The organism is Variovorax sp. P1_H12_2, from assembly GCF_056405335.1.
In genome coordinates this window covers 1-11,202 of record NZ_JBFUCI010000192.1, presented here as the reverse complement: position 1 = coordinate 11,202, position 11,202 = coordinate 1, and the positions used below count along the sequence as shown (strand labels likewise).

Annotated in this window: 11 protein-coding genes, 1 other RNA gene and 1 pseudogene; all 13 read right to left on the bottom strand. The window is 66.7% G+C overall.

Annotation, left to right across the window (positions count from 1 at the left end; all coding sequences use genetic code 11):
- Positions 1-291, bottom strand: a pseudogene (locus tag AC1D2K_RS19205) (hypothetical protein); the annotation flags it as partial.
- A 183-nt stretch (positions 292-474) separates the two neighbouring features.
- Positions 475-1,890: a type I glutamate--ammonia ligase gene (gene glnA, locus AC1D2K_RS19200; protein WP_478090422.1), complete on the bottom strand. Its 1,416-nt coding sequence runs from the start codon at positions 1,888-1,890 to the stop codon at positions 475-477.
- 146 nt (positions 1,891-2,036) lie between these two features.
- Positions 2,037-2,837, bottom strand: a complete 801-nt coding sequence (locus AC1D2K_RS19195; RefSeq protein WP_478090421.1) for a competence/damage-inducible protein A — start codon at positions 2,835-2,837, stop codon at positions 2,037-2,039.
- Entirely contained in the window at positions 2,834-3,706 is an 873-nt protein-coding gene (locus AC1D2K_RS19190; protein WP_478090420.1) for an EI24 domain-containing protein, read from the bottom strand. Before AC1D2K_RS19190 ends, AC1D2K_RS19195 begins: the two co-directional genes overlap by 4 nt.
- An 18-nt stretch (positions 3,707-3,724) precedes the next feature.
- The gene (locus tag AC1D2K_RS19185) at positions 3,725-4,696 is read right to left on the bottom strand and encodes a sterol desaturase family protein (protein WP_478090419.1); all 972 of its coding nucleotides are present in this window, start codon (positions 4,694-4,696) and stop codon (positions 3,725-3,727) included.
- A 31-nt stretch (positions 4,697-4,727) separates the two neighbouring features.
- Positions 4,728-5,522, bottom strand: coding sequence for a polysaccharide deacetylase family protein (locus AC1D2K_RS19180; RefSeq protein WP_478090418.1), 795 nt, complete (start codon positions 5,520-5,522; stop codon positions 4,728-4,730).
- Positions 5,509-6,453: a YncE family protein gene (locus AC1D2K_RS19175; RefSeq protein WP_478090424.1), complete on the bottom strand. Its 945-nt coding sequence runs from the start codon at positions 6,451-6,453 to the stop codon at positions 5,509-5,511. The genes AC1D2K_RS19180 and AC1D2K_RS19175 overlap by 14 nt, the downstream gene beginning before the upstream one ends.
- Before the next feature lie 72 nt (positions 6,454-6,525).
- The gene (locus AC1D2K_RS19170) at positions 6,526-7,284 is read right to left on the bottom strand and encodes a pseudouridine synthase (protein WP_478090417.1); all 759 of its coding nucleotides are present in this window, start codon (positions 7,282-7,284) and stop codon (positions 6,526-6,528) included.
- Entirely contained in the window at positions 7,284-9,017 is a 1,734-nt protein-coding gene (ggt, locus tag AC1D2K_RS19165; RefSeq protein ID WP_478090416.1) for a gamma-glutamyltransferase, read from the bottom strand. Before ggt ends, AC1D2K_RS19170 begins: the two co-directional genes overlap by 1 nt.
- Before the next feature lie 108 nt (positions 9,018-9,125).
- Positions 9,126-9,513: a transfer-messenger RNA gene (gene ssrA / locus AC1D2K_RS19160) on the bottom strand.
- Positions 9,514-9,525: 12 nt separating this feature from the next.
- Positions 9,526-10,191, bottom strand: a complete 666-nt coding sequence (gene gph / locus AC1D2K_RS19155; protein WP_478090415.1) for a phosphoglycolate phosphatase — start codon at positions 10,189-10,191, stop codon at positions 9,526-9,528.
- The gene (ubiG, locus tag AC1D2K_RS19150; RefSeq protein ID WP_478090414.1) at positions 10,191-10,910 is read right to left on the bottom strand and encodes a bifunctional 2-polyprenyl-6-hydroxyphenol methylase/3-demethylubiquinol 3-O-methyltransferase UbiG; all 720 of its coding nucleotides are present in this window, start codon (positions 10,908-10,910) and stop codon (positions 10,191-10,193) included. Before ubiG ends, gph begins: the two co-directional genes overlap by 1 nt.
- 122 nt (positions 10,911-11,032) lie before the next feature.
- Positions 11,033-11,202 (bottom strand): OmpA family protein (locus AC1D2K_RS19145; protein WP_478090423.1); only part of this gene is annotated, 170 nt, incomplete at its 5' end.

Here is an 11,202-nt window from a genome sequence, read left to right as displayed (position 1 = left end):
GGCCTCGCCGTCGCGCGCGCGCTGATCGACGCCGTCGACCCGCGGACTGCCCGCCGGCGCCCGCACCGCCGCGCCGGGAGCCGCCGGCGCCGCCGAGGCGAACGGCCGCGTGCCCTGCACGATGGTCAGGTTGCCGCCTTCCATCACCTTGCAGCCGCGCTGCTGGGCGATGGCCGCGTTGTTGGTGTATTCGTTGCCGCAGCGCCAGACGCGCTCTTGCTGCGCCTGGGCCTGCAAGGGCACGCCGGCCGCCGCCAGGGCGGTCAGCAGGAAAACAGAGAGGGTCTTCATGGTCTTGAGTTAGTGCGCCGCAAAACGGCATTTTCATGCAATTCGAAACCGATCCGGCCCAGATGTTCCCGCCCAATGAAAAAGGACGGCCGAAGCCGTCCTTTTTTGATTCCATTCCGAAGGTCTCACAGGGAAGACAGAGCAAAAACCGCTGCGCAGTTTCTGGGTCTCTCCCGCAAGGTCTTACAAGGAGTAGTACATGTCGAACTCGACCGGATGGGTCGCCATCCGGAAGCGCGTGACTTCCTGCATCTTGAGGTCGATGTAGGCATCGATGTACGAATCGGTGAACACGCCGCCCTTGGTCAGGAAAGCACGGTCCTTGTCGAGGTACTCGAGCGCCTGGTCGAGGCTGTGGCAGACGGTCGGGATCAGCGCGTCTTCTTCCGGCGGCAGATGGTAGAGATCCTTGCTGGCGGCTTCGCCCGGATGGATCTTGTTTTCCACGCCGTCGAGGCCGGCCATCAGCAGCGCCGCGAAGCCGAGGTACGGGTTCATCAGCGGATCGGGGAAGCGCGCTTCGACGCGGCGGCCCTTCGGGTTCGCCACGAACGGAATGCGGATCGAGGCCGAGCGGTTCTTGGCCGAGTAGGCCAGCTTCACCGGGGCTTCGAAGCCGGGCACCAGGCGCTTGTAGCTGTTGGTGCCGGGGTTCGTGATGGCGTTCAGCGCGCGGGCGTGCTTGATGATGCCGCCGATGTAGTGCAGCGCGAAGTCGCTCAGGCCGGCATAGCCGTCGCCGGCGAACAGGTTCTTGCCGTCCTTCCAGAYYGACTGRTGCACGTGCATGCCGGAGCCGTTGTCGCCGAMGATCGGCTTSGGCATGAAGGTSGCSGTCTTGCCRTAGGCGTGGGCCACGTTGTGGATCACGTACTTCTGCAACTGGACCCAGTCGGCGCGCTGGATCAGCGTGCTGAACTTGGTGCCGATTTCCATCTGGCCGGCATTGGCCACTTCATGGTGATGCACTTCGACCGGGATGCCGAGCGACTCGAGCACCAGGCACATCTCGGAACGCATGTCCTGGAAGCTGTCGACCGGCGGTACCGGGAAGTAGCCGCCCTTGACCGCCGGACGGTGGCCGGTGTTGCCGTGTTCGAATTCCTTGCCGGTATTCCAGGCCGCTTCCTCGGACTCGATCTTGACCGAGCAGCCCGACATGTCGTTCTGCCAGCGCACGCCGTCGAACACGAAGAATTCGGGTTCCGGTCCGAAGAAGGCGGTGTCGCCCAGGCCCGAGGCCTTCATGTAGGCTTCGGCGCGCTTGGCCAGCGAGCGCGGGTCGCGTTCGTAGGGCTTGCCATCCGTAGGATCGACCACGTCGCAGGTCAGGATCAGCGTCGTTTCCTCGAAGAAAGGATCGATGTTGGCCGTGTTGGGATCGGGCATGAGTTGCATGTCCGACGCTTCGATGCCCTTCCAACCGGCGATCGAGGAGCCATCGAAGGCATGGCCCGACGTGAACTTGTCTTCATCGAAATGCGAGACGGGCACGGTCACGTGCTGCTCCTTGCCGCGCGTGTCGGTGAAGCGGAAATCGACGAACTTGACCTCGTTTTCCTTCACGAGTTTGAGTACGTCGGCGACGGTCTTGGCCATCAGGTTCTCCTTGGTATGGACAGGGTTGGTAGTACGGGAATCGGGAATGCAGTTTCTATGCCATTGTCACTGCCGCGAGCGGGGCCTTGGCGCCCTTGCAGGCACCCAAAACAAGGCAATTTGTAACCACTTTGGTGCGCTTCGTGTCAACGCACCATTTCGGGGCCAAGTCGCGCCTCAAAGTCGTGCAGGCCCGCGAGCAACTGCGCGTAGGCGGCTTCGATTCGGCTCGCGTCGCCCTTGACGCCGAGTTCGATATGGCGCCCGTGCTGCGGATGGTCGACGCTCGGCAGGCTGAACACCTTGATGCCCGCGTGGTCCCTCTCGACGGCTTCCATGAGCGGGGTCAGCGTGGCCTCCATCGCGCCATAGACGATCACCGATCTCTCGGCGGCGCGCCCGCGCGCGAACAGCTCGGCATAGCGGCCGTCCAGCACCGACTCGATCATCGGCCAGGCCATCACCGGGAAGCCGGGCACGAAGTGCACGTCGCCGACGCTGAAGCCCGGGATCTTGTTGTAGGTGTTGGGAATGATGCGGGCGCCCAACGGGAACACGCCCATGTTGAGCCGATGGATGTTGTCCGGACGGTCGGGCTCATAGACCGTGCCCTGCTCGCGCGCCGTGTCCTGCATGCGCTCGCGGATCAGCAACTCGGCCTCGGGGTGCAGCGCCAGCGGCACGCCCAGCGCCGCCGCCGCGCACTGGCGCGTGTGGTCGTCGGGCGTGGCGCCGATGCCGCCGGTGGAGAACACGATGTCACCCGATGCGAAGGCGCGACCCAGCGCCGCGGTGATGCGAACAGGCACGTCGCCCACGTACTCCGCCCAGCCGAGCTCGAGCCCGCGCGCGGCGAGCAGCTCGATGACCTTGGGCATGTGCTTGTCGACGCGCTTGCCCGACAGGATTTCGTCACCGACGACGATCAGACCGAAAGAACGACTCATGGCGCACTCCATTGGCTCGCGGCCGCGCTGGCATCCGCCAGCTCGGCCGTGGAAGCTGACACGGCGGCCGCCGCCCGCTGCGCACGCAGGTGGGCCAGGGCATCCAGGCAGTAGTGCGCGAACCACAACGCCGAGAAGGCGAACACCAGCGTATAGATCCAGATCGCGAGCGGCGCCAGCACGAAGAAGGCGGCGGCGAACAGCAGGCCCGAGGCCCAGACGATGCTCGGCGCCGCGCCGAGATAGCCGCACAGCACACCGATGCCGAGCAGGGGCAACCGGTGCGTGCGCAGCAGCGTGTCGCGCTCCTCCGGGCTCGCATGCTCGGCCAGGGCATCGAAGCTCATCACGCGGTAGGTCAGCCAGCCCCAGATCAGCGGCGGAAGAATGAGCACCAGCGGCGGGATCAGCCAAAGCGGCATCGACACCACCAGCGCCAGCAGCGCCAACACCGTCAGCCCGATCGAGCGGGCCATGCTGCCGAAGAAGGAAGCCCCCTTCTTCTGTTCCAGGGTCGCGAAGCGCCGCTCGGCCACCAGGCGTGTCAGCGGCGGCGCCATGACGCCCGCCACGACCAGCAGCGACACCACCACGATCAGCGGCGTGGCGGCGAAGACGACGACCAGCGGCGCCAGCATGGCCGTGACGTCGCCCGAGAAAAAGTGCCCGATCCAGGCCCAGAAACCGGCCAGCAGGGGCCAGGCGTCGAGCGCCGCGCGGGTCCAGGCGACTGCGGCATCCCAATAGAAATAGCCGAACACCGCCGCCAGCGCGACCATGAGGCCGAGCGGCAGCAGCGACAGCACGATCACCCGCGGGTGCAGACAATAGGCGGCCGATCGCCAGAAGGAATCGAGGAGAAGACGCATCGGGTGCCGAGGATAACCTCAGCCCTTGCCGGCCAGGCGGCGCAGTCCGAGCCATTGCTGGGCCCAGAAGCCGCGACCGTAGTCCCGCACCCGGCCGCGCTCGTCGGGCTCGACCTGGTCGCGGATGCCGGTGGCGTCGTAGCGGTCTTCGAAGTTCGCCGTTCGCAGGAGCATGTCCCACCACGGAAGCAGCACGCCGAAGTTGTGGCCGCCCAGCGTCCTGGGCCCCCCGGACTCGTGGCCGATCCCGATGCTGTGGTGCACGCGGTGAAAGCGCGGGCTGATCCACAGGCGTTCGCCGAGAGCGCCGAAGCTCAGACGCAGGTTGGCGTGCTGCAAGCTCTCGCTGAGTTGCGTGAAGGCGACGATCGCGATGAACTGTCCCGGCGCCACGCCGATCAGTTGCGCGACGACGACGATGATCGCGTCGTGGATCAGGTCGTCCAGCAGATGGTTGCGGTTGTCGCTCCACATCGTCATCTGGCGCTGCGAGTGGTGCAGCGAATGCAGCGCCCACCACCAGCGGAAGCGGTGCTGGCCGCGGTGGATCAGGTACTCGACCCCGTCCAGCACCACCAGGTAGATCAGGAACGCGATCCACGGCACGTCRGTCACGCCGGGCCAGAGTTCGTCCAGGTGGGTCGTGCCCCAGCCGGCCCCGCGCACCATGCCCAGCAGGTCGTCGAACAGCGGCTCCACGGCGAAGAACATCGCCAGCCGGAACAGGCCGAGCCGGTGGATCAGCGTGTAGATGACGTCGGTGCGGATCGCGCGCCGGTCGATCACCGGCTCGACCGGCCGCCAGCGCTGCAGCGGCCCGATCACGGCAACCAGCACGGCGATCTGGATCAGGCCGACCAGCAGCCAGCCGGTGGCGTCGAAGGCGTCCTCGACCCGGCCGCCGAGCCCGATGGCGTAGACCAGCGGCTGCACCGCCGTCTCGAACAGCCACTGCTGCAGGGTCGCGAATTGATCGGTGAGCCAGTCCATCGGCGTGCGATTCCGGTCGAGGATCGAAGGTTCAGGAATGGGCCGCGATCCAGCCGCGATAGGCCGGATGCTGCCGCAGCGTCTCGAAGCAATAGCCCTTGATCTTGAGCCCGGCGATCAGCGGCTCCAGGTCGGCCGGCGCCCACGGGTCCTTGCGCGACCAGATGCCCAGGTGCGCGAGCAGGATGTCGCCAGGCTGGATCTTGTCGAGCGCTTGCGCCAGCAGCCGCTCGTTGCTGAACGTCTCGCTCGGCAACTCGTCGCCCAGGAAGCCCGCTGGCGCCCAGGCCACGTGCTCGTAGCCGCAGGCCTTGGCCGTGGCGAGCAGCCGCGGCGAGGTCTTGCCGCCCGGCGCGCGGAACAGCGGCAGCGGCTTCTTGCCCGTGATGAGCTGCAGCCGCTCGGCGGACTTGGCGATGTTGGCGCAGTACTGCACCGCATCCCAGGTGAACTCGCGGCCGGCGAAGGCGCCGGCCGTGGGGCGGATTCGGAAGCGCGGCTCGACGCCCTTGACGTCGCCCCGCCAATAGGCGTGGTCGTAGGTGTGGGAGGCGAATTCGTGGCCCTCGGCCGCCCTCGCCTTCCACCACGGCGCCCAATGATTGTCCAGGCTGTCGCCGTCGGTCTGCGTGCGCTCGGCGGCGGCGAAGAAGGTCACGCGCACGTCCTGGCGCTTGAGCACTTCGGCCACCAGCGGGGCGATGCCCATGTGGCCGGTGTCGAAGGTCAGATAGACCGGCTTGGCGCAGCCCTGGGCCCACGCCGCGCCGGACGCGGCGCCGGCCGCGACCAGCAGCCAGGCCGAGGCGACCCTACGATTTCGCATGGTCGAGCGTCCAGACGCCGTGCGGCGAACGCCCGACGTTGACCTGCCGCACCACCTTGCGGCTCGCCAGGTCGACCACGCTGAGCTTCTTGGCCCAGCGGGAGGTCACGTAGAGCGTCTTGCCGTCGGCCGAGACATCCATGCAGTCGGGTCCGCCCGGCACCGGGTAGGTGTCGGTGACCTGCAGCGTCTGAAGGTCGATCCGGCTGATCGTGTTGGCCACGCGGTTGCTGACGAAGACGCTGCGGCCGTCGCCGGCCGAACGGAAGGCATGCGCGCCCTTGCCGGTCGAAATCTTGCCGACCAGCTTGGGCTGGGCGCCGGCGACATCGAACACCTGCACGCCGTCGCTCCCGGTCAGGCCGACCAGCAGCGTCTTGCCGTCGTGGAGGCCGAAGATGTCGGCCGGCATCGGGCCGGTGGCCGTGCGCCAGCGGATGGTCTGCGTGGCCAGGTCGACCGCGATCAGCTCGTCGCTGTCCTGCATCGAGACGTAGGCCGTGGTGCTCTTGCCGTCGATCCAGATGTGGCTGGGCGTCTTGCCGGTCGGAATGCGCTTGACTAGCTTGGGCTCCTTGCCGTCCCAGCGGTAGAGGTCGACGTGGTTCAGGCGATTGCCCGCGGTGACGAACCACTTCATGTCCGGAGAGAAGCGCAGGTGGTAGGGATCGATGATGCCGTAGACCACGCGCTGGACCTCGGCCGTGCGCGGGTTCAGGAAGGTCAACGAGTCGCCAGCGGAGTTGGCGACGATCACCGACTGCTCGTCGGGCGTCAGGTACAAGTGGTGCGGCTCCTTGCCGGTCGGAATACGCACCTTTTCGGTCCAGCCCGTCGGCTCGATCACGCTCACGGTGGCGTCGAGGGAGTTGAGCACGAAGATCGGAGGCGGTTCGGCCGCCTGCGACGAAAGCGACGCGCCAACAAACAAAAAGGCCGCGAAACGGCCTGTGAGGGAGGAGATGGAGCGCAAGGGGGAGATTCCGAAGGAGGATTTCAGATCTTAACGGTCGACACCGACGGTTGGCTGACCGGCACGCGAAGTTCGCAGCGCTTCCACCTCTTCGGCCCGCAGCCAGCGCCACTGGCCCGGCAGCAGGTCCTCGGACAGCGCCAGCTGGCCGATGCGCGAGCGGTGCAGCCCCTCGACCCGGTTTCCCACGGCCGCCAGCATGCGCTTGACCTGGTGGTACTTGCCTTCGGTGAGCGTCAGGCTCAGGTGCAGCGGCCCGGCGAGTTCGCAGGCCGCGGCCCGCACCGGCTTCGGGTCGTCGTCCAGCACCACGCCGGCCAGCAGGCGCTCGACCTGGTTCGGGTCGACCGGGTGCTTGGTCGTCACCTCGTAGACCTTCGGCACGTGGTGCTTCGGCGACCCCATCCGGTGAATGAACTGGCCGTCGTCGGTCAGGAGCAGCAGGCCCGTGGTGTCCTGGTCGAGCCGTCCGATCGCCTGCACGCCCTGGACCGCCCCCTTGTTCGGCCGCAGGCGCAAAGGCGACGGCAGCAGCGTGTAGATGCTCGGGTAGGTCGAAGGCTTCTGGGAGCACTCGGTGCCGGCCGGCTTGTGCAGCATCAGGTAGGCCTTCTCGTGGTACTCCCAGGCCGCGCCCTGGACCGTGAAGTGCAGGCCCTCGGTGGCGAAGTCCTCGCCGGGGTCGGTGACCGCGGTGCCGCCAACCGACACGAAGCCCTGCTGCACGAGGCCGGCGCAGACCCGGCGCGTGCCGAAGCCCTGGGTATAGAGAATTTCTTCGAGACGCATCAGTAGCCCAGCGCCAGGCCGGTGTTGCGGCGCGGGTCGTTGGCGCCGTAGAAACGATTGGCGCCCACCGGCTTGCCGCCCAGCGAGGGCGCGCCGACGATGATCGCCGCCAGGTGGTTGGCGGGCTGCGCCTCGCCGAGGTTGTGGCCCATGCCGACCAGAATCTTGCGGGTGTCGGGCGAGAGCGCGAAAGGCTCGACGTTGGTCACGTCCGGCAACCACTGCTGGTGAAAGCGCGGCGCGTCCACGGCTTCCTGCACATCCATGCCGTAGTCGACCACGTTGAGGATGCTGTGCAGCACCGTGGTGATGATCCGGCTGCCGCCCGGCGTGCCGACCACGAACACCGGCCGGCCGTCCTTGATGAGGATGGTCGGGCTCATCGAGCTCAGCGGCCGCTTGGCCGGCGCAATGGCGTTGGCTTCGCCCTGGATCAGGCCGTACATGTTGGGCTCGCCGATCTTCGCCGTGAAGTCGTCCATCTCGTTGTTGAGCAGCACGCCGGTGCCTGCCGCCGTGACCTTGGCGCCGAACCAGTCGTTCAGGGTGTAGGTCACCGCCACCGCGTTGCCCCATTGGTCGAGGATCGAATAGTGCGTCGTGTTGCTGCCCTCATGCGGCGCGACGCCCGGCTTGATGTCCTTGGAGACGCTGGCCCTGACCGGATCGATGACACCGCGGACCTTCTCGGCATAGCGCTTGTCGATCAGGCGATCGACGGGGTTCTGCACGAAATCCGGGTCGCCCAGGTAACTGTTGCGGTCGACGTAGGCATGGCGCATCGCTTCGATCTGGTAGTGCACCGCCTGCGCCGATCGGAAGCCCAGTTCCTTGAGCGGATAGCCTTCGAGGATGTTGAGCATCTCGCAGATCGCCACGCCGCCCGAACTCGGCGGCGGCGCCGAGATCACGCGATAGCCGCGGTAGCCGCATTCGATCGGCACCAGTTCACGCGTCTTGTACTGGTCGAGGTCGGCCTGCGTGATCAGCCCCTTGCCCGCCCGGCTGGAGGCCACGATCGCGCTTCCCACCGGCCCCTTGTAGAAGCCGTCGGGGCCGTTGCGGCTGATCGCCTTGAGCGTCTTTGCGAGATCTGTCTGGACCAGCTTCTGGCCGACCGCGAAGGGCTCGCCCTTGCGCAGGAAGATCGCAGCCGAGGCCGGGTCCTTGGCGAAATCCGTCGTGGCAGTCGCCAGCATGTCGATGTCGCCCTGCTGGAGCACGAAACCGCGCTCGGCCAACGCGATCGACGGCGCGATCAGCACGCCCCGCTTCATGGTGCCGTAGCGCTCGCGCGCCCATTCGAGGCCGGAGACCGTGCCCGGGACGCCGACCGCCAGATGCCCGCGGGTGCTCAGACCCGCGACGACCTTGCCGTCCTTGTCGAGATACATGTCGGCCGTCGAGGCCAGCGGCGCCTTCTCGCGGAAATCGAGAAAGGTCCGGCGGCCGTCAGCGAGTTGCACGGTCATGAACCCGCCGCCGCCGAGATTCCCGGCCGCCGGATAGACCACCGCGAGTGCATAGCCCACGGCCACCGCCGCGTCGATCGCRTTGCCGCCGCGCTTGAGCAMCTTGACGCCGACCTGGGTCGCCAGGTGCTGCGCGCTCACGACCATGCCGTTCTCGGCGGCGACCGGCGCCTGCGAGGCGGCCGGCGCAGCCGCGCCAGACAGTGCGAACACCGCGGCGACAACCAGGCGAAGCGCCGAGGTCCACTGAATCTGTTGCATCGAACTTGTCCCCATGGGCCGCCCGGGCCTCTGTGCGCGGGACCGCGTGGAGGGTTTGGAACGCAAACGCGGCGCCGATGCAAATTGCATCGGCGCCGCCTTCTTGTATGGTGGAGCTGGGGGGATTTGAACCCCCGTCCGCAAGCCTTCTTCGCGCAGATCTACATGTTTAGCGGTCTGATTTAAGTCTCGCCACCGGTGTCGCGCAGTCGCACGCTACACCGGCCGCCAGCACCCTATTTTCTCGTCCCGACCCAAGGTACCCGGATCAGGACCAGCCCATGTAGATTATCTTTGCAGCCGGGAGGCGTCAGATTGCTCTAGCGCCCCCTTGCCCAGCCCATCGGCCTGCTGTTGCAAAGCTCACCGGCAATTAAGCGGCGAGTGCGAAACGTTCGTCGTTTGCAGTTAGTTTGTTTGAATCTGTTTTACGAGCGCATTCAGCTCGACATGCCCCGCTGCGATTCCGAACCCACGTCGAAACCAGTGCAGCCCCAAGCAAGCTATTTTAGGCCTGTTTGAGCAACTGCAAGAGGGCCATGGGGGTTTCGATCGCAGCATCGGCCTCCCAGCGGGCCACTTCGGCCTGTTCGCCCATGTAGCCGTAGGTGGCGGCCACCGTCCGCATGCCGGCGGCGCGGCCGGCCACGATGTCGCGCTCGTCGTCGCCGACGTAGACACAATGCACCGGCGCCACGCCCAGCCGGCGTGCGGCCTCGAACAGGGGCTCGGGGTGCGGCTTGGCATACGGCGTGGTGTCGCCACTGACGATCGCCCGGGCGCTCTCGAACAGCGGCATCGCACGCGTCAGCGGCGCGGTGAACCGAACCGATTTGTTGGTGACGACGCCCCAGGGAAGCCCGCGTGCGCGCAGCGCCTCCACCAGTTCGGCCACGCCGTCGAAGACTTGCGTGTTGCGCAGCATCCGCGACTCGTAGTTGACGAAGAATTCCTCGCGCAGCGCCGCAAACTCGGGGGCCTCGGGCGTGAGCCCGAAGGCCACCCCCAGCATGCCGCGGGCGCCGGCACCGGCCATCGGCCGGTAGCGCTCGAGCGGCAGCGAAGGCAGGCCACGCTCGGTGCGCATCTGGTCCGCCGCAGCGCCGAGATCGGGGGCGCTGTCGATCAGGGTTCCGTCCAGGTCGAACAGGACGGCGTCGATACGGCCCTCCATCACAGGCCCGCCGCCGGCTTCTGGGTGGCGAACATGTAGTTCACGCTGGTGTCGCCGCTGAGCCAGTAGCGGCGGGTCAGCGGGTTGTGCTCCAGGCCGCGGGTATGGCGCAGGTCGAGCCCGGCGGCGCGGCAGTGGCCAGCCAGTTCGCTCGGGCGGATCAGCTTCTGGTATTCGTGCGTGCCGCGCGGCAGCATGCCGAGCACATACTCGGCGCCGACGATCGCCAGCATGAAGGCCTTGAGATTGCGGTTGATGGTCGAGAAGAAGACCCAGCCGCCGGGCTTCGCGAGATCGGCGCAGGCCTTGACGACCGAGGCCGGTTCGGGCACGTGTTCGAGCATTTCCATGCAGGTGACGACATCGAAGCTGGCCGGCTGTTCGGCCGCCAGCGCCTCGGCGCTGACCGCACGGTACTTGACGCCGCGCGTGCCGGCCTCGAGCGCATGCAGTTGCGCCACCTTCAGCGCCTTGTCGGCGAGGTCGATCCCCAGCACCTCGGCGCCCTTGCGCGCCATCGAATCGGCCAGGATGCCACCGCCGCAGCCGATGTCGAGCACCCTGCGGCCGGCGATCGGCGAAATGCCGTCGATCCAGTCGAGGCGCAGTGGATTAATTTCGTGCAGCGGGCGGAATTCACTTTCGAGATCCCACCAACGGTGCGCAAGTTCGGAGAATTTGGCGAGCTCTGCCGGATCGGCATTCACGGGTTCGGTCATGCAGCGATTATGAATCGCCGCGAATTGCTTCGGAATCCAGCGGGTCGAAACCAAATGCCGACATCGGACCGGCCATAAAAAAACCCCGCCGGGGCGGGGTTTTTTTCAGTGATTCTTGCAAATCACTTGTTGGGGCGGGTACCGACCACTTCGATTTCCACGCGGCGGTTCTTGGCGCKGCCTTCGGCGGTGCGGTTGTCAGCGATCGGCTGGCTCTTGCCCTTGCCTTCGGTGTACACGCGGTTCTTTTCGATGCCCTTCGAGACCAGATAGGCCTTGACGGCTTCAGCGC